The sequence below is a fragment of the Pantoea sp. 9140 genome, from assembly GCF_000745295.1.
In the GTDB taxonomy this organism is placed as follows: Bacteria; Pseudomonadota; Gammaproteobacteria; order Enterobacterales; family Enterobacteriaceae; genus Pantoea; species Pantoea vagans.
On sequence record NZ_JQNO01000001.1, the window covers coordinates 1,325,585 to 1,343,077 of the forward strand.

The window sequence follows — 17,493 nt, forward strand, 5'->3', positions numbered from 1 at the left end:
ACAGACTCATCAACTACCCACAAGCACCCATAAGATTGTTTAACAGATCCGCTACGGCGGGTTTTTTGTTTGCTGAGGAATGATATGGCAATTGATTATCCCGAGTGGCTTCCACTGGCTCAGAAATCCAGTAAAAACCCCACCAGCGATACAGGGTTTCGCACTGACCAGCCACAGGTTGGTGCGCCCATTTTCCAGAAATTAACTGACGATCTGAAAACGTCTTTCAACCTGACATGGATATTCACCGCAGCTCAGCACAGAGCGTTCACTCAGTGGTTACGCAGCCCTAATTATCTGGATAACTGTAATCAGTGGTTCAACATGCGCGTTTCGACCGGTACGGGGGATACAGGTACTGAGGTTCAGGAGCTGCATTTCACAGCTTTTCCGACATGGAACCAGAAAGGATCAACATTCACCTGGACCGGAAACGTGGTTGCCAGAGAGCTGAAAAACTCTGATGACGAGTTCGATGACTATCTGATCGAGTTTCCGCCGCCATGGGCGAGCTGGCTGGACATTATCGTTACTGGCTATCCCGATGGCCGGGATAAAGAGTCACTACCAAAGGTGGAATAATGCCGACGTTTCGTGAGTTCAAAAGCCGCCGCCCTAACAGGATTCTCTACGACACCATAACCTTTTATAACCCGGCGTTTGGCTACCTCCGGCTGGTGGATAAACAGATATTCCCCAAAACATTTGCAGGTGTGGTTTATACGCCCTGCAGGATGGAGATTACTGAGAGTCAGCAAAGCAGCACACCGGTAATCAACAGCACGCTTAAATTTGCTCGCATGGCTCAGGATTTTAAGCAGCAGCTCAAATTATGGCGTGGTACAGGCCGGATCACACCCATCTCAGCAACCTACACGCGGTTTGATGCCTCCGACATGAACACGCCGCTGAAGCCCTGGACGCTGTACGTGAGCGACGTGAGCATGGACGCCTCAGACGTTACTGTCAGCCTGACGCTAAAAAACCCACTGAACAACAACATCGCCCAGCTCTACACCCCAGAAGAATTTCCAGGACTTCAGAATGCGTAAATCAGAATTCATTGAGAAGGTCACAGGTGTGCCGTGGGCAGATCGTGCCTGCACATTTGAGGCTATGGACTGCTGGGGGCTGGTGGTTCTGTACTACCGGCATGTGCTGGGTATCGAGATTCATCACTCTCAGGACTACAAATCAGGGCGCGACTTTATGACCTGTTTTGAGGAGGAGGTGATTTTCTGGGATGACACGGAGATTTTCCAGGATGGCGGCATATTCATTGCCTACTACGGCGCTCAGCCCGTTCATGTCGGTCTCACGTTTAATGGTATGGCACTGCATAGCCGGGGCGAGTGCGGACATGTCAGGGCCGACAGCATCCGCACCATAAAAAAACTTTTTACCAGAGTGGAGTTTAAAACTTATGCCGGTCATTCAGATTCAGCGCGTACCGGGGCTGCCTAAAGAACGCGTCAATGTAGAGGCCGGGCAGCTTTTCAGTGAGTGGCTGGAACAGCAGCAGCTTCACCGGGATGTACGGATAAACCGGAATGGGGTTGAGCTGAGAGACGATGATGAGATTGGTTTTGCACTGGAGGAAAACGACCAGATTATTATTTTTGATCAGCCGCGTTCAGGCGGCCTCGCCAAAACACTTTTAAACCCCTTCGAACACTTCAACCCCATCAAATTTACTAAAAAGGTGTTGGCCAGTCTGATAAAAATGCCTGGTGTTGGTAATACTGGTCAGACGAAAACCTCCTCAAATAACAGCCTCAAGGGGCAGACAAACCTGGCGCGCAACGGCGAAGCCAAACCTGACAATTTTGGACTCATCCGGGCGTTTCCTGACCTCATTCAGGAGTCTCTTTTTGAGTACTCGGGCAACCTGAAATATCTGACTGAGCTTATGAATTTTGGCCTGGGCCGGTATACGGTCAGCTCCGTGCGATTCTCTGAATCGAATCTGGGCTCGATGGCCGGGGCGTCATTTACCATCTACAACCCCGGCGACATCATCGGTACTATCCAGGAGGGCTATCAGTTTGATGATGTGGATGGTCAGGATGTGCCGGGTAAAAACGAATCTGACGATTTTCCGATTGAGTCTGCATCAGCCACCAGCGTGATCAGTGGTAACTATGCTGGTGGACAGATTCTGATGAAAATCGCCAAAGAGGCGACTTTTGATTACTTTATGGGGCTGGCTCTGCCCCATGCTGTGGAGTTTACGATCAACGCGACGTACCCCACAGCCAGGGGGAGCGTAACGCAGGATTTTACTCTCTCTGGAAACCTGATATCTGCAGACGAGACGAGAGAGGGGCCAGAGACGGAGCCGGTTTATTATTATAATTTCGTGTTGAGTGAGATTGAGGGGTCTAATGTCTCATACATTTCAACGGCCACTATCAACACCTCCAAATTTGTTCTCAATGATAATCAGGCGCTCGTGATAGGACCGTTTTTCTCGCCGGTTGAATCATCGCAATTGTGGATTCATACACAGTCTGCGCTGGGTGGTAAATCAGAAACTAACTGGCAGCTGACGATCTGGAAGGTGGATGCAAACAACGCTCAGATTCCTGGCACTTCTGAGACGTTCACCTACAGGCAGACTACCCCGCACCGATCCACCTCGGAGACGTTTTACCGGACTGACAAAATTACCCCCATCGGCGGGTATGGGCGCTACTCTGTTAGTTTTCAGAGGACTGATAACAGCGGTGACAACAGTAAACTGAAAGTCGAAGCTATCCACGGCGTCAATATCCGTAACAACGTGAGCTACCCGAACGATACGCTGGTCAGGGTCACGGTGCGACAGACGAAAAATGCCACCAGCGCCCGCGACCGGAAATATAACGCGCTGATCAATCGCCATGTGATCAGCTACAACATGACCACACAGTCTGTTGATTACAGGCTGCGGGCATCCCGTAAATTCTCAGATATTGCGCTGCATAACTGGCTGGTGGTAGGCGGGCAGGCTGAGAACATCATTGATATACATGGGCTGTACTTGATTCAGTCCGAGCTGGACGCTATTGATCCGCGTCTGTCATATTTTGACTACACCTTTGACGATGAGGATGTTTCCCTCGGACAGAGGATGGAGACAATTTGTGATGCTGCCGGGGTCACTGTGTTCTGGGATGACGGGATATTGTCTTTCACCCTGGACAAGAGGCGGAGTACGCCAGCAACCGTGTTTAACCGTTCCAATACCACGGACGCGGGCTATTCGCTGAGTTATGAAATGACGTTGCCAGGAGGGTATGACGGAGTTGAGGTGCAGTACCGCAACCCATCTACCAATAAACAGGCGTTCATCCGCTACCGTGTTCGCAACAATCAGATCGAGCTGGGAACGCCAGCCAAGGCCAAAAAGTTCGAGATGATGTATGTCCGCGATGATTTTCAGGCCGACTACCGCGCGCAGAAAGAGTGTCGCCGCCTCATTTACTCGCGGATGAGCATGGCTATCACAGCACTCGCGGATGGTGAGTGGTGCAACGTAGGGGATATGGTCCAGGTGCCGGACACCTACGACACAAATCATCAGGCGGGCTATATCGTTCATCGCTCGGGCAACGATTTCGAAACGAATGAGCGGATCACATTCACTGGCTTAATGTTCGTCATGATTACCGACAGCATGGGAAACACAACCGCCCGCTATCTGGCTACGCCGCGCAGTGATACTGATTATGGGTTTACTGCTGCCATCCCTGCTATCGACCTGAACATTTATGACGGGTATCAGGTGCAATCCCCATCGAGATATGTGATTGCCACGACTGAGGAACTCGACGCCACGCGCTGGATAATCACTGAAAAACAACCTAGCAGTGATGGCACTACAGCTCTGAGCCTCGCAGAGTACAGCGACTTAATTTATCCCTAAGACTACTCTTGAATTTACTTTTAATTTTATAAGATTACCTTTAGTATTAACTTCCACCCATCAATGGAATTGAAAATGAAAAATTTGTTAATTGCCTTATCTATCATGATGTTGGTTTCAGGTTGCGTGCATAAGAACTCTGTGGAAAACGGTAGGAATTTTGATGAGTTGAAAGTCAATGAGATTGTTGCTGGTAAAACCACTGAGAATCAGCTGCTTTCAATGTTTGGAGAGCCATCCCAGAAAGAAGTGATTAATGACCATGAAGTTAAATGGGTTTATGAATACGAAACTTCAAAAGAAGTCCCAGCAAGTCCCGGCGTTAAATCTGCAACACGACCAGATATTAAGTTGCTGAATATTTGGGTCAAAGATGGGATAGCATATAACCACGTGTTATCAAATCAAGCACCGCTGAAGCTTCCGTAAAAAAAAGCCCACCAAATGGTGGGCTTTTTTGTATATGAAAGCATGATGTGGCCCAAACATTATCTAAAAAACATTTTCTATATAAAATTGGTCATAACAGACATTTTAAAATTGACAACGAACCCGCTACGGCGGGTTTTTTAATGGAAAAATATGGATACCCAACCAACCAACAATCCAGTACCCAGCGAATCGCCCCGCGACCTGAAATTTAACGCCGGTAAAATCGATGAGTTCGTCACATCACCGTCGGGCGAATATATAGACCGCCTTGGTGGCAAACATAAAACCATACGCGGAATGGAGGCTGATTTTGAAAACCAGCTCAGCAGCCAATCTGACCGGTTTAAAACCCAGCTCAGCGGGCAGGATAAAAAGTTCACCGACCAGATCACCAGCCAATCCGATCAGTTTAATTATTTCATTCAAAACTCGGGCTATGAGGTGGTCGGCGACTATGAGAATGGTCCGCTCACAATCAATTCGTACAACCAGATTATTCGTTATCAGGGGGAGTTCTATAAACTCACTGGCGCAACAGAAATTCCCTGGACGACTACCGGCAATGATACCACCAGCTGGGCCATTGACTCTGCCCAGCTGGTGGGCGTTGCAGATGCCGCGCTACGTCAGGAGCTGGCCGGTAACGATGGGCTAAAACAGATAGGTCAGTGTCCCGATATCATAACGCTGCGGTCTACAGAGCCCGAAATGGATGGGCAGCGAATCGTTGTTCGTGAATACACCATCGGCACGGGTCACGGCGGTGGCACGTTTGTCTATTGGAAGAAAGACACCACATCAGCAGACGATGGTGGCTACATTATCGTGACCAAGGGGGGCAAGCGCTGGAAGCGCGATTGTGACCCCAAAGATCTGCATATCGAGCATTTTGGTGCAATACCGGATGGGAGAACAGATTGCATTAAAGCTATCAAAATGATGGACTCATGGAGTCAATCGCAGACCGATAACTGCAGCCTTATTGGTGTCCAGTTCCCTGGCGGCGATTTCGCTGTATCATCATGGGACACTAGCAACACATACCACAGCCTGTTCAGGCTGGCCGGGGCTGGGGGGCAGTTTTATGGATACAATAACCCGACAAAGCTGATTCTTATCGGTGACGCAGGCTCGGTTGCATTTTCAGTGCAGTCCCGCCGCGTGGAAATCATTAACCTCGAAATTTATGCCCAATATGATATTGACGGCAAGGTCAGGCATTTTTTCAAAAATATCTGTCCTGCAGGGCAGTATATTCGCGTCTCAAATTTTAGAGCATCCTATGTTGGGGGGCGGACATTCCAGTTAATGGACACGCTGGATGCGAAATTTGACCAGTTTTATACGAGCTACACATATGACAATATTTTCAGGGTTCTGGCCTCTGGGACAACGTCGGGCGGCTGGAATCACTCAACAGCAGTTGAACTAACGAATTTTAATATCCAGCACCATCTGTGTGAGGAGAGCCAGCAGGGGGCATTATTTATACCTAACTGCGGTCAGTCACTGATATGGAATGGATGGATTGAGCATTGCACATATCCGGGTAATCTGACTCTGGGGCAGTGGAATATTTTTTCCCTCTCGCTGGAGACAAATACCAATCCCCTTTATATGTCACAAAGTCGCTTCATGAATTACCTGTTCAGTAATCCTTCTGGAAAGGGAATTGATGTTGAAACGCAAATGACAGTCGCTTATGACACAGGAGAATACACTTCACGATCAGTATCCACCTATGAAAAGGGCTATGGAGAATGGAATACTCACGGCCTATATCTAAACTCTCCGATTCGTTACGACTTCAACGCAACTCAGAAATATTTTTCTAATATAACAGCTGCACCCATTTGGGTATATGTGGGGCATTTTTTCCTGCCTACATTAGCGCAAACGATGAATCTCAGAGTCATCGGCAGGGCAGGCTATAGCTCAGCATCAGCGGAGGCGGGGATAGATGGCAGTGCAGTCATTTCAGTTCAGAACAGGAGTTCGGCAAGTTCAACCGTATCATGGCATGCGCCCCGCAACGGGGGCATTCTTGATGTCGTCTATACACAGCCCTATGATCGTGACACTCACATTTACGTGAAAATTCCGGCCTATTCTCGTGTTGGTTTCTTTGCAGAAACAAATGGCCTTTTGAGAAAGGATACTGGCACGCCCACTTACATACAGTGGGATATGTCAACAGTAGCGGATATTTCCACACTGACTACACAGGATGCTATATCAACATGCAGTCTGGGTACTACAAGCGCTGGCCTAATCGCTGATGGCGAAAACAATCTGCTCCATCTCTATTCTGCTGCTGATACGGTCGGGGAGCTTGACGTGCTCAAGCTGGGCGTAAACGACAAGATAAAGAATCTCCCATTAATGTCTGGAGGTGCATGGAAACTTCCTGTCTATTACTTCGAAGATCTTCCTGCGGCGGCCAGTAGCTGGTGGTCAATTTGTATATGCAGAGCGTTTATCTGCGCAGATAACGTCGTTTATAAAACACAGGTCGTACACAGTGACGGAACCTACTGGCGACCACAGCAAAATCCATCAACTTATATCATAGGGTCTGCATAAATGAGTATTACCGTACAACAGCAGGTACAGACGACCACAAGTTATGACAATTTTGGTGTTAGCGTTGAGGGGCTGCTGGCCACTACAGATGTGACCTACACAATCGAAAGAATTGATAATTTTGACGGTAATTTAGCTACCGGCGTTTTCAGGGTCCAAATAGGTGAAACTTACTCAACCGAAAGATTTCGGTTCATGTTTAAGTATAGCGGGCAGGGTAATCCAATGGACCAGGCTGAAAATGCACTCCAGGCTTGGTTTGATAAGCAGGCGGAAAGCGCGGTAAGTAACAGTGCATCTGCTTAACGTGATTGATCAATCATACCGATCAATCTGGCGAAATTGATCGGTACAATGTCTTAGGAGTGTTGAGAACCTGAGGTTATATTTGAGTGCGGTTAGATGGAGCTAATTGCATGAAGATTAAAACAGTATGGAGGTTAGTATTAGTAGGGTGTGTAATAGCGTGGTTAATAATTTTAGTAGAAACGCTAAATCTATATAAAAGATATTTTATTTACTTTTGATCTGCCAACACCAGACCCGGCCTTCGCCGGGTTTTTTACGTTTAATAAAAATTTATGGAACCCGCCTCGCATGACTGAGCCTTAGTCATGTATTTTCTGATGGGCATGTTTACTATGGCGCTTCCCACATAACAGGAGGCACTATGGAACATGAATTTGAGGCCCAGGCCTATGACGCTGCATGCAGGGCTATGGGTGAGGCCGTCTGGCATTTAGTCTCAACAGAGCAGCAGGTGACGCATGATGCCATTGCTGACATGATTATGGTGCTCTCTGAGCGTCGTGATGATCTTGGGGCTAGTATTGCACTTTCAGTCCTGCTGCAGGGATAAAAAGCCCCGGCGACAGGACTTTTTAAGTCCATCTTAACAAGCTAGGGATATGAATCATTTGAACATTGCGCCGCGTAATATTAACTTTTCGAGTTAGATCAACCGGCAAAGTGCTCATAAGTCACTTTCTTTAAGTGGCTTAACTACTTCGCCTAAAAAGACATTGACTGCATTGGCGTCATTTCTGACAGGTTTTTTTTGTTTCGCGGGGATCTTTCCGGCGATTTTTATAATGCTGTCATCACGAAGTACGGATCGGCGAATAAAGTCTTCTGTAATTGTTAATAAAGAACTGAACTCACTTTTCGTTGGCGACCAAGCACGATGTGCGGCGGCATTTCCTGCATCAGTGACTATAAGTAGCTGGCTTTTTTCCGTTTCACCAATATAACCATCCTCTGCAAGTTTTTCGACTTTCTTACCCAATGATAAGGTGGGTAATATTTTCAAAACTTCAGAAGTGCGTTCAAACGCTGTTCTTAAACCAATGGAAGCCAAAATATATGATTCATCATGATAGGCCTGATATACTTCATTAAGTAATAGAAATAGCTGGTAATCAATGGCAGCTATATTTTCAATCCATTGAGGGCGATGTTCAAGAGACCTCGGATAAGTTTCATATTTATAATTTTGAGAGATAACAGTTTTACCCTCATCATCGTAATCATAATCTAAGTCTTCGCTGTCCCAAGATTTAGTATGATAGAAAACCGTATCACATCCTTTACATTGCAATAGGCGATATTGAGTTCCCCATTGCATAGAATTTCGTCGGTCGCCACTATCCCAGCTCCGCTCTGTTTCTCCAATAATTATGCAGTTTCTTTCTCCTTCGCATTCAGGACATCCGGCACGGAACGTTGCCATGTTAGTCATTCTCACCTCCCAAAATGATTACCCTTTTAGTTTGCTAAATTCACAAAGTAGCGTTTCGCATGCTTAATAAACTACAAAAAAACTATATCCACGCTATTCCAAGCCATAGTATTTTTTAAATGCGGAAGTCAAGGTTGAGCTAGCTACTGCTACACCTACGCCCCAACTCGAATCGGCCGCTTTACTTATCATTTCAGAAAACCATCCACTTACCGCGCTTCCATATGAATCATTTTTAGATGCTATAGGACCGTCATCGGCTATAGCAATTTTTAACGTATCAATGTCTTCTTTTTCAATACCTTGTGACTGTAAGAATTTTTTCAAAGATTCAAAATCGTTTTCAGTGATATTTTTAGTCGAATTAATTATATTTGAATTTCCATGATTTATTACGTTATTGTCTCCGTAAATTGCATAGGTAAATAATGGTGCGGCGTCGACTTTTTTAAGCTTTTCATCTTCGTTCTCTTCTCCAATAATTTCACTTGCTTTATCTGAATATTCGAGTAAGAAATCAAGAAGCCTTGAGCGAACTTGAGTTAATATTCCATAAAAGCTATGAACTTGAATCTCTTTGAAGCATTTCGTAATTTCGTAACTAGGGTCGATTGATTTTCCATAAAAAGCATAAGCCAGATCTGTTGGTATAGGTTGCTCGAATCTTCCGCTGTCACCAGCATTAAAGGTCATTTGTTCAATCTGACTTATAGACATTTTTACTCGTGCTATTAGAGTATCTTCATATTCCGTTTGAGATAAATGATGTAAAGGAACAGCTAAAGACGTGTAGCTTCTGGCTCCATTGTTTGCATTAACTAAAATTCTTGATGGTACAATTCTATATTCTGGGACCGATTTTTTATCGCTATATCCATTTATTTCATTATTTACCCATTCCACCAAATCTTTATTGCCTGTAGAATATAAAAAAACCTTTGTTTTTATTAAAGCATTTGTTAGACCTTCATTTCCTGAACTAAGAATATTTATGATTTCTTGTAATTGATTCATTTTGAAAAATTCTCCAGAGAGTATGATGTCATTAAGTTTAGTCAATAAAACTCCCTTTTTAAATTGCTATTAAAGCTTTTGATAAGGGTTGCTGAAAAAACGCGTACCATAATGCTGGCTAAATAAAGCGAAAGTATTTTAATTTTCTTTTAATTCAATTGCTTATTTCCTTATTCATGTGATCGTGGAAGCTGTATATCAGTAGATGACCACCGGGCAGCAATTGACGCCGGAGGAAATCGCCAGAATGATTGTTGAGCTATCTGAGAGCCGACCAGACCTAGCTAGCTATATTGCGATATCAGTGCTGTGGCAGGCATAAAAAAAACCCGACGACGGGGCATACATGTCCCCGTCCTAACCTCGAAAGTTTTTCAGTGTCCGCTTTCTACCATTACTAAGCATTTTAAGATGGTATTCAACCGATCCGAGCCTTAGGTAAAGTCACGTCTCGTCTGTTGAAGTGAGGTAAATCACTATGCAGATGAGCAAATTTTCACATCACAATTGGCGAAATAATGGATAAAAATACTATATTTCAATACATTAGCAGGGATTCTTTAAGTACGGACAATGTCCGGGCGGACTTGACGCACTAGATAAAAGGAGATAACATCTCACCCGTACATTGTACGTACTATGACATACGAACATACGAACATACGAACATACGAACATACGAACATACGAACATACGAACATACGAACATACGAACATACGAACATACGAACATACGAACATACGAACATGAACTCACTATTAATGGAAAAACCTATGGAAACCAAAACAAAACATTCATTTCTTCAATATATAAACCTTTTGCTTTCAGGAAGATGCAGATTGCGAAGACAAAACATAAGGGGGTAGAAAATACAAAATTCATTTATTACGAAGGATTAAAACTATGAGAAACACCCAATTGCGTGGTGGTTCTACTGATTTCGGTGTAACCACCGCAGCTGACGTTGGGGTTATTCCCACAACGGCAGATATAAAGAATACGCGTCTGGAGTTGAGAGTAACTTCAGAATTTAAAGAGAAAGTCCGCTCCGCATCATCTTTTCTTGGGGTTGACATGAGTTCATTCATTGCGATGGCAGCAAATGAGTTAGCTGAACAGACGCTTGAAAAACAGCGACTGCGCATGCTTTCTGAAACTGCCTGGAAGCGACTAAACGAACTCATGACTGCACCGGCTAAAGACATTGATGATGACTTAACGGAGCTTGTCATGAGGAAAAGGAAATATGTCAGAGAGTAAAGAAGATGCTCAGTTCATTCTGAGTGATTATAAAAAAGGTGAGACCTATCAAGGTCTTAAGAATTTCGATTGTGGCGATGAAACATTAAATCGCTATGCGCGGGAATCATTGAAGAGGAACGGCGAACGTGATAATCGCAAGCAGTTTCTATTACTTGACCCACTTAATGGTCGTAAGGTGGTTGGATTTGTAAGTCTGCACCTTGATCTTTTTGGGCGTGAAAATATTCCTGCTGGAACCTTTCTTTATCAGGTTCCGCCCGTAGTCCCCGTGATGAAATTATCAATGTTAGCCGTTACGAATGAGTATCAAAAAAACGGCTGGGGCTCGGAAATGCTGTTTGCTGCGCTCGAGCATGCCTACAAGGTCGCGAAGGTGGCCAATGATTTGAAGGGTGTGATTTTGGACGCGAAAGACTCTGCCGTAGATTTTTATAAGCGGCATCGTTTTTCAGTAATCGAAACATCCAAATCGGAAAACGGGGAATCATCAACCCTTATGTATCTCTCCATGCAAGATCTGGAGCAGGTCATGAAAAAACTTGCTGATGCCGAAGCCAGTAACGCTGGCGATGTTAACCTCGGATAACATTCTTCTCTATCCGTGTACAGCAGCAGTCATGCTGTTTGAAGTTACCTACGAAAATGCCACCACTATTGGTGGCATTTTTGTTATGAATAGTCGGTACTTGTTAAAAGGCTCAAATCCTGTCGGTTACATCACACAAATGTCAGTTATGCGAGCATTAAAAGCGTCTCCTGCTGAAGCTGCGCGACTTTTGTGACCTATCGCAAATATGTGTTCTCATTCTTATGAGATTGCGAATAAGAACCTGAATTTTATTCGTCAAACAAAAAATGTTCTTAGATACAATACCTTTACAATTTTGCGGACTAACTCTGCTTGATTAAACTCCTTGTTAGATATTACTGTTTATATGTACAGTATTTATTGTAGGGGAGATTCATTATGCCGCGCGACTACGAAATCATGATGGCTTTCAGGCAAGCGATTAAGCGCGATGCTGAAGGCCGATTCACCATCAGTACACTCGACTTTGTAAAAGAGCTAGGCCAGATGAACTGGCATTACACTCTCAACTCTGCGAATAAGTGGATAGAGACACATACGACTACATTCCGTGATATCTCACCTACAGACGGTGATGAGCGAGTGTTTCAGGTGTTCAATCCAAACGGCGGTATGTGATGTTCGCATTGGTTGATGTGAACTCATTCTATGCAAGCTGCGAAACGGTCTTTCGTCCTGACTTGCGCGGTAAACCGGTGGTCGTCTTATCGAATAACGATGGATGTGTCATTGCGCGTTCCGCAGAAGCTAAAAAGTTGCAGGTGCCGATGGGCGCGCCTTACTTCAAGCTTAAAGACGAATTTAGAAAGCATGGCGTTCACATCTTCAGCTCGAACTATTCGCTCTATGCAGACATGTCAAACAGGGTAATGACCACGCTTGAGGGTATGGCCCCAGCTGTGGAAATTTATTCAATCGACGAAGCGTTTATAAATCTCGAAGGCATGAGCCGTATTGAACCACTGGAAGAATTCGGACGCCGGGTTAGGGCGCGTATCAAGCAAGAAACGCATCTCATTGTAGGGGTTGGCATTGCGCCAACCAAGACCCTGGCGAAGTTGGCAAATCACGCTGCAAAAAAGTGGTCAAAGACAGGCGGCGTACTAGACCTGTCGAACACTGAACGTCAAAAGAAGCTGATGGCACTGGTGCCCGTTGAGGATGTCTGGGGTGTTGGCCGCCGCATCAGCAAGAAACTGAATGCCATGGGCGTCATTACCGCGAAAGATCTGTCGGAGCAAAGCACTTACATCATCCGTAAGCATTTTAACGTGGTGCTGGAGCGCACAGTAAGAGAGTTGCGCGGTGAGCCATGCCTGGAGCTCGAAGAATTTGCACCAGTAAAACAGCAGATAGTGTGCTCGCGTTCATTCAGTTCACGCATCACTGAATACATTTACATGCGTCAGGCTGTTTGCTCTTTCGCAGAGCGGGCAGCCGAAAAGCTGAGAAAAGAAAGGCAGTTCTGTAAGCAGATAGCAGTATTTGTCAGAACCAGTCCGCACGCAGAGGGAGAGATCTTTTATGGCAATCAGGCCTCGCGAAAGCTGCTTACACCTTCTAACGATACCCGCGATATCATCCGTGTTGCTATGGACGCACTTGATGACATATGGGTAGACGGACACCGTTATATGAAAGCCGGTGTGATGTTAGGCGACTTTTTCAGCCAAGGTGTGTCTCAGCTCAATCTATTTGATGAGTACCGGCCACAGCCCAATAGCGAAGCTCTGATGCGAGTAATAGATGGGCTAAATCAGAGCGGGAAGGCCAATTTATTTTTTGCCGGGCAGGGGATTGAAAGGTCATGGGCCATGAAGCGAGAAATGCTTTCACCAGCTTACACGACCCGTTTTGCAGACCTGCCGGTCGCAAAATGAGCGTAGCTGTTATTAACCTGTTACCACTGCCAATCTGAGATTGTAATGAATGAAATTCATACAGAGTTGCGATAAAAGTCTTCCCCAAAACTCAATGCAACCTATTAGATTTCATAGCGTTTATTTCCGTTGGTAAAGTACATGAAAAGCAATATTTTCTTGCTTTTTATTCAAAAAAATCAGTCGGATAACATTGTTTTGCAAGAATAATGCTGCGTCATCTGGAGTGGTTCGAAGCGGCTGACCTGATTGTTAAAGGTGTTGAAGGCGCTATCGCTAACAAGACCGTGACTTACGATTTCGAACGCCTGATGGATGGCGCTAAACTGCTGAAATGCTCAGAGTTTGGTGACGCGATCATCGAAAATATGTAATGTCTGCTTAAGCCCACATCGCGTTAAACGCGATGTGGGCTTTTTTATGCCTGCTCTTTCACGCTTTTCCCTTCTCTTCGCATCCTCTCCTCAGTCATAACGTATTCAGCATTGATGCTCTTACTAAGGCAATTAACAGGTATTCAGTATCCCCTTCAACGTATGAATGAATGACTTTTCATTATCAACATCCTGATAAATGCTTACCTGCGACTGAATATTTTAATATTTCTGCAAATTGCATTATCTGATGCCACTACAAAAGAAACTGTGAACGCAAAACTGGCATCTGTTTGTGACTGAATATCGTTACTGTAATACCTCACTCATAAGGAGGATTTATGGACGCTAATTATACAAAAGACGCGATTTATATCTGTCGCCTGATGTTTGGGCAGGCTGTGCTGGAATTATTAGCAGATAATCAGCCGGTCACTAACCGCGCTCTGGAAGCAAAAATAAAGGTGATGTTACCTGATGCGCAGCCTGCGCTGATTTACAATGTCGCTCTTGATCTGTTAAATGAAACGCTAAGTTAATCTTATGCCTGTCTGATAAGCGCCCGGCATTTAATATGTCGGGCCTGGCTATCAGCACGTGACAGCTGATTCATTTTTGTAACGCGTGCCGCAAAAAAAAGAGTTGAACAGGATCCCGTTGTCACAGAGGTGTACGCTTCTGCGAATACACAGGGAGAATATTATGGACGATGAAGCTTTAAGTGATGCGATTGCGGCATGCCGACTACTATTTGGTCAGGCTGTTATGGAAATTGTGGCTGAGGATAAGCTGGTAACCCGCGAAGCCATTACTGAAAAAATTCATCAAATGTTTACCGGTATTGAGCCTGAACCTGTTATGAGACTGGCTATCAACCTGCTGTCAAATAACGTCCACTGCTGATACCGCTGAATGCAGTGATGACACTGGCCGCCGTAGGTGGCCTTTTATCTCTTCCTCACGCTGACGCCCCGCGCAAGTTTTTCTTAATCATTCACCCGGCTAATGAGCCCGGCATAACGCTTGCCTGAAAAGCGCCCATCGCCTTTCAACAACATGGCGATCATTGAACCAACCTCGATCTGCGCTGACTAATTTGCTGACTTATGCCGTTACGTTAACGCTTCAGAGACGTTAATTGTGCGAGTCTCACTTTTATTCAGCCAGAACGGCGTAGCCAGTGCGCAGAGGATGTCAGACATGCGGGTTTTAATTATTTGTCGGGATAATATTGGCGATACCTTGCTGACCACGCCACTCATCAGTGCGCTGGCGCAGTCGGGCCAGTATCAGGTCGATGTACTGACCAACAACTACGCTGCGCCCGTGTTGCAGCATAATCCCGATATCCGGCAGCTCTTCTATTACACTAAGTTGCATCACCGTGAGGCAGGGCAGGGACGACTAGCCTGTGTGTTACAGCGACTGAAGCTGATGCTGAATCTGAAAAAGCAGCGTTACGACATAGTGATTCTGGCCAAAAGCCGCTGGGATCAGCATGGCCTGAAGTGGGTTAAAATCGTGCGTCCCGCCAGAGTGATCGCGCTGGGGCAGCAGCCGCATCCGCTGATCAGCGATTTACTGCCGCCGCCCGGCCAGTCACCCTGTCATATCAGCGAAACCCTGTTTAGCCTGGGACGGGATTTGCGTCTCAGCGCCACCGTGCCAGGTAAACTGACGCTGCGGCCGGATGCGGCTATAGCGGCCAGCCTGCGAGACAGCTGCGCGATTGATCCCACTCTTCCGGTCTATGCACTCCAGATCAGCGCCCGCAAGCCGAGCCAGCAGTGGGACGCCGCCCGATTTGCCGGGCTGGCTGAGAAAATTTCGGCGCATCATCCCTGCCAGATCATGCTGCTCTGGTCACCTGGCAGCCGCGATAATCCGCGTCATCCGGGGGATGATGAAAAAGCGCGTGAAATCATGGCGCTCTGCCCGCACCTGCCGATAAAGGCGGTGGCGACTACCAGCCTGCCGCAGCTGATTGCGGCTATGTCGTTATGTCAGGGGCTGGTGAGTAGTGATGGCGGGGCAATGCACATCGGTGCCGCACTGGGCTTACCGGTGGTGGCGCTGTTTGGTGACAGCGATCCGGCGTGCTGGCATCCGTGGCAGGTTAACTATCAGTTGCTGCAACCGGCGTCACGTGAGGTCAACGCGCTGAGCAGCCGCGAGGTTTATGACGCCTTCGTCCAAACGATTATTCAGTAATCTGCTTCAGGCCAGCGTCCACGGCTGGCCGCTTCACACAGCATCGCGATCGTTACGGGAGAATATCCGCCAGATGTAAACCACTTCATCGGTGTCATATGCCGCGGGTGCGCTGCCGGAAAATAGCGGGCATCATCATAATGCTCAGAGCAGACGTTGAACGTGGCAAAAAAATCATTCATCAGAATCGCGAACTCCACCTCATTCAGCGGCAGCTGCTGCAGATGAAAACCCGCCCGATCCACTTTCCGGAACCGGCCCAGGGCGGTTGGCTGATTGTGGTATTCAATCAGCGCAATAATAGCGTGAGAGAGATCGTTCATTACCCCACCAGTTTGGCCACAGCCTGCTCGACTTCTTCGGCCTTAATCGACGCCATCGGATGCTGTGATGCCGTTTTATCCGGGCGATGAATAACAATATGGCGATCGCTGTCCTGGCAGGGGCCGGTATAGCGTGGATTGGCGGTAGAGAACAGGCTGACCGTTGGCGTCTGTGCCGCCACCGCGATGTGCAGTGGGCCGGTATCGCCGGTGACCAGCAGGTCCAGCGTGCGGATCAGGGTAATCAGGCCGCTGAGATTCGTTTTGCCTGCCATTGGCGTCACACGCTTACGGCAGTGCGGCGGCAGGCTTTCGATAAATTGTTTCTCAAGAGACTGCTCAGCAGCTGTACCGGTGACAATAATTTCAGCGTCAGGCCAGCGTTCGAGCAACGCGGTCGCCAGCTGGCTGAATGAAGCCAGCGGCCAGCGGCGAATATCTTTAGATGCCCCTAACTGAAAACCGATACGGCGATGGCTGGCCGTTGCAGCAGGGCGGCTACTTACCTCGGGCAGATGCATCCGGGTCTGTTCTGTCTCTGCGCCCAGCGCTTCGATCAGCTTCAGCTTGCGCTTGATGGTGTGATCGTCGAAATAGCCTGAATAGTGATCAAGATATTTATTCAGCACCGGGGATTCGCTGCCGTAATGATCGCGCACAATCGCCTTACTGCCGGTCAGTACTGAGCTCATAATATCGTAGGGAAAATGGGCGTGTAATATCACTGACAAATCCGGTTTCTGGCGACGCAGTTTGAAAAATAGCGGCAGGAAATTAGCCACTTTGTTATCCCAGATATAGATCTTATCGAACCAGTTATAACGGCTGACCAGGTCCTTATTTTTCTTACTGGAAACCAGAATAAATTTGCTGGTGGGAAAGCGATTCTTCAGGCTCCAGATAGCCGGTGTATTCATCAGAAAATCGCCCAGTGCCGTAGTGGAATAAATCACTACCGTGCCGGGTGTTAGCGCCTGCAGGGCCTGCGGTTTTGTTCTGCCTGAAAATCGAGAATAAAGCGTTAAAAGTCGGTCTATCAGATAAATCTTTTTTTTCTTCACGTCTGAATTCTCTTGAACGTATCAATAATATTAAACAAAAGGTGTTGTGCATTATTAGAGAATATTCTTACGTCTAAAGTTCAGCAGGGGGAAATCTTTTTTATTGGTCGTAGAAT

Annotated in this window: 20 protein-coding genes and 1 pseudogene; 17 read left to right on the plus strand and 4 right to left on the minus strand. The window is 46.5% G+C overall.

What is annotated here, in order from left to right:
- Nucleotides 1-84: 84 nt before the first annotated feature.
- The 8 genes from FA92_RS06260 to FA92_RS06295 all read left to right on the plus strand — a co-directional run bounded on the left by FA92_RS06260 (nt 85) and on the right by FA92_RS06295 (nt 7,781).
- Complete coding sequence (locus FA92_RS06260; protein ID WP_033782740.1) at nt 85-582, plus strand: hypothetical protein; 498 nt, start codon at nt 85-87, stop codon at nt 580-582.
- The gene (locus FA92_RS06265) at nt 582-1,052 is read left to right on the plus strand and encodes a DUF1833 family protein (RefSeq protein WP_033782742.1); all 471 of its coding nucleotides are present in this window, start codon (nt 582-584) and stop codon (nt 1,050-1,052) included. Before FA92_RS06260 ends, FA92_RS06265 begins: the two co-directional genes overlap by 1 nt.
- On the plus strand, nt 1,045-1,464 hold the full coding sequence (locus tag FA92_RS06270; protein WP_033782744.1) for an NlpC/P60 family protein: 420 nt from the start codon (nt 1,045-1,047) through the stop codon (nt 1,462-1,464). The genes FA92_RS06265 and FA92_RS06270 overlap by 8 nt, the downstream gene beginning before the upstream one ends.
- On the plus strand, nt 1,424-3,907 hold the full coding sequence (locus tag FA92_RS06275) for a host specificity factor TipJ family phage tail protein (protein WP_033782746.1): 2,484 nt from the start codon (nt 1,424-1,426) through the stop codon (nt 3,905-3,907). The genes FA92_RS06270 and FA92_RS06275 overlap by 41 nt, the downstream gene beginning before the upstream one ends.
- Nucleotides 3,908-3,982: 75 nt before the next feature.
- Entirely contained in the window at nt 3,983-4,336 is a 354-nt protein-coding gene (locus tag FA92_RS22310) for a hypothetical protein (RefSeq protein WP_051926469.1), read from the plus strand.
- Nucleotides 4,337-4,489: 153 nt separating this feature from the next.
- On the plus strand, nt 4,490-6,922 hold the full coding sequence (locus FA92_RS22315) for a hypothetical protein (RefSeq protein ID WP_051926471.1): 2,433 nt from the start codon (nt 4,490-4,492) through the stop codon (nt 6,920-6,922).
- Nucleotides 6,923-7,228, plus strand: a complete 306-nt coding sequence (locus FA92_RS06290; RefSeq protein ID WP_051926473.1) for a hypothetical protein — start codon at nt 6,923-6,925, stop codon at nt 7,226-7,228.
- A 364-nt stretch (nt 7,229-7,592) separates the two neighbouring features.
- The gene (locus tag FA92_RS06295) at nt 7,593-7,781 is read left to right on the plus strand and encodes a DUF2767 family protein (RefSeq protein WP_033782747.1); all 189 of its coding nucleotides are present in this window, start codon (nt 7,593-7,595) and stop codon (nt 7,779-7,781) included.
- Nucleotides 7,782-7,895: 114 nt separating this feature from the next.
- Here the strand turns inward: FA92_RS06295 and FA92_RS06300 are convergent, their stop codons facing one another.
- Entirely contained in the window at nt 7,896-8,660 is a 765-nt protein-coding gene (locus tag FA92_RS06300) for a DUF4145 domain-containing protein (protein WP_081917107.1), read from the minus strand.
- A gap of 93 nt (nt 8,661-8,753) precedes the next feature.
- A complete protein-coding gene (locus FA92_RS06305) occupies nt 8,754-9,719 on the minus strand; it encodes a hypothetical protein (protein ID WP_239780514.1) in 966 nt (321 codons plus the stop codon).
- Between the two features lie 860 nt (nt 9,720-10,579).
- Here FA92_RS06305 and FA92_RS06315 point away from each other — a divergent pair.
- The 9 genes and pseudogenes from FA92_RS06315 to FA92_RS06345 all read left to right on the plus strand — a co-directional run bounded on the left by FA92_RS06315 (nt 10,580) and on the right by FA92_RS06345 (nt 15,993).
- Complete coding sequence (locus tag FA92_RS06315) at nt 10,580-10,936, plus strand: DUF1778 domain-containing protein (RefSeq protein ID WP_033782749.1); 357 nt, start codon at nt 10,580-10,582, stop codon at nt 10,934-10,936.
- The gene (locus tag FA92_RS06320; protein WP_033782750.1) at nt 10,923-11,525 is read left to right on the plus strand and encodes a GNAT family N-acetyltransferase; all 603 of its coding nucleotides are present in this window, start codon (nt 10,923-10,925) and stop codon (nt 11,523-11,525) included. The genes FA92_RS06315 and FA92_RS06320 overlap by 14 nt, the downstream gene beginning before the upstream one ends.
- Before the next feature lie 31 nt (nt 11,526-11,556).
- Nucleotides 11,557-11,721: a hypothetical protein gene (locus FA92_RS23235; protein WP_156105674.1), complete on the plus strand. Its 165-nt coding sequence runs from the start codon at nt 11,557-11,559 to the stop codon at nt 11,719-11,721.
- A gap of 185 nt (nt 11,722-11,906) precedes the next feature.
- On the plus strand, nt 11,907-12,146 hold the full coding sequence (locus FA92_RS06325) for a hypothetical protein (protein ID WP_033782751.1): 240 nt from the start codon (nt 11,907-11,909) through the stop codon (nt 12,144-12,146).
- Nucleotides 12,146-13,408, plus strand: a complete 1,263-nt coding sequence (umuC, locus tag FA92_RS06330) for a translesion error-prone DNA polymerase V subunit UmuC (protein WP_033782753.1) — start codon at nt 12,146-12,148, stop codon at nt 13,406-13,408. Before FA92_RS06325 ends, umuC begins: the two co-directional genes overlap by 1 nt.
- A gap of 206 nt (nt 13,409-13,614) precedes the next feature.
- Nucleotides 13,615-13,782 (plus strand): annotated as a pseudogene (locus tag FA92_RS22505) (isocitrate/isopropylmalate family dehydrogenase); the annotation flags it as partial.
- A 341-nt stretch (nt 13,783-14,123) separates the two neighbouring features.
- A complete protein-coding gene (locus FA92_RS06335; protein ID WP_013357527.1) occupies nt 14,124-14,321 on the plus strand; it encodes a hypothetical protein in 198 nt (65 codons plus the stop codon).
- A 163-nt stretch (nt 14,322-14,484) separates the two neighbouring features.
- Nucleotides 14,485-14,685 carry a hypothetical protein gene (locus FA92_RS06340; protein ID WP_013357528.1) on the plus strand — a complete coding sequence of 67 codons (201 nt, stop codon included), beginning with the start codon at nt 14,485-14,487 and terminating at the stop codon, nt 14,683-14,685.
- A gap of 297 nt (nt 14,686-14,982) precedes the next feature.
- The gene (locus tag FA92_RS06345) at nt 14,983-15,993 is read left to right on the plus strand and encodes a glycosyltransferase family 9 protein (RefSeq protein WP_033782755.1); all 1,011 of its coding nucleotides are present in this window, start codon (nt 14,983-14,985) and stop codon (nt 15,991-15,993) included.
- Here FA92_RS06345 and FA92_RS06350 read toward each other — a convergent pair.
- Nucleotides 15,987-16,316 (minus strand): DUF1493 family protein, encoded by a 330-nt coding sequence (locus FA92_RS06350; protein ID WP_033782756.1) that lies wholly within the window; start codon nt 16,314-16,316, stop codon nt 15,987-15,989. The genes FA92_RS06345 and FA92_RS06350 overlap by 7 nt on opposite strands.
- Nucleotides 16,316-17,377: a glycosyltransferase family 9 protein gene (locus FA92_RS06355; protein WP_033782757.1), complete on the minus strand. Its 1,062-nt coding sequence runs from the start codon at nt 17,375-17,377 to the stop codon at nt 16,316-16,318. Before FA92_RS06355 ends, FA92_RS06350 begins: the two co-directional genes overlap by 1 nt.
- Between the last annotated feature and the right edge of the window lie 116 nt (nt 17,378-17,493).

Bases quoted from the DNA above. Each gene is read 5' to 3' on its own strand.
- FA92_RS06260 (WP_033782740.1), top strand. From the start codon at position 85: ATGGCAATTGATTATCCCGAGTGGCTTCCACTGGCTCAGAAATCCAGT.
- FA92_RS06265 (WP_033782742.1), top strand. From the start codon at position 582: ATGCCGACGTTTCGTGAGTTCAAAAGCCGCCGCCCTAACAGGATTCTC.
- FA92_RS06270 (WP_033782744.1), top strand. From the start codon at position 1,045: ATGCGTAAATCAGAATTCATTGAGAAGGTCACAGGTGTGCCGTGGGCA.
- FA92_RS06275 (WP_033782746.1), top strand. From the start codon at position 1,424: ATGCCGGTCATTCAGATTCAGCGCGTACCGGGGCTGCCTAAAGAACGC.
- FA92_RS22310 (WP_051926469.1), top strand. From the start codon at position 3,983: ATGAAAAATTTGTTAATTGCCTTATCTATCATGATGTTGGTTTCAGGT.
- FA92_RS22315 (WP_051926471.1), top strand. From the start codon at position 4,490: ATGGATACCCAACCAACCAACAATCCAGTACCCAGCGAATCGCCCCGC.
- FA92_RS06290 (WP_051926473.1), top strand. From the start codon at position 6,923: ATGAGTATTACCGTACAACAGCAGGTACAGACGACCACAAGTTATGAC.
- FA92_RS06295 (WP_033782747.1), top strand. From the start codon at position 7,593: ATGGAACATGAATTTGAGGCCCAGGCCTATGACGCTGCATGCAGGGCT.
- FA92_RS06300 (WP_081917107.1), bottom strand. From the start codon at position 8,660: ATGACTAACATGGCAACGTTCCGTGCCGGATGTCCTGAATGCGAAGGA.
- FA92_RS06315 (WP_033782749.1), top strand. From the start codon at position 10,580: ATGAGAAACACCCAATTGCGTGGTGGTTCTACTGATTTCGGTGTAACC.
- FA92_RS06320 (WP_033782750.1), top strand. From the start codon at position 10,923: ATGTCAGAGAGTAAAGAAGATGCTCAGTTCATTCTGAGTGATTATAAA.
- FA92_RS23235 (WP_156105674.1), top strand. From the start codon at position 11,557: ATGCTGTTTGAAGTTACCTACGAAAATGCCACCACTATTGGTGGCATT.
- FA92_RS06325 (WP_033782751.1), top strand. From the start codon at position 11,907: ATGCCGCGCGACTACGAAATCATGATGGCTTTCAGGCAAGCGATTAAG.
- umuC (WP_033782753.1), top strand. From the start codon at position 12,146: ATGTTCGCATTGGTTGATGTGAACTCATTCTATGCAAGCTGCGAAACG.
- FA92_RS06335 (WP_013357527.1), top strand. From the start codon at position 14,124: ATGGACGCTAATTATACAAAAGACGCGATTTATATCTGTCGCCTGATG.
- FA92_RS06340 (WP_013357528.1), top strand. From the start codon at position 14,485: ATGGACGATGAAGCTTTAAGTGATGCGATTGCGGCATGCCGACTACTA.
- FA92_RS06345 (WP_033782755.1), top strand. From the start codon at position 14,983: ATGCGGGTTTTAATTATTTGTCGGGATAATATTGGCGATACCTTGCTG.
- FA92_RS06350 (WP_033782756.1), bottom strand. From the start codon at position 16,316: ATGAACGATCTCTCTCACGCTATTATTGCGCTGATTGAATACCACAAT.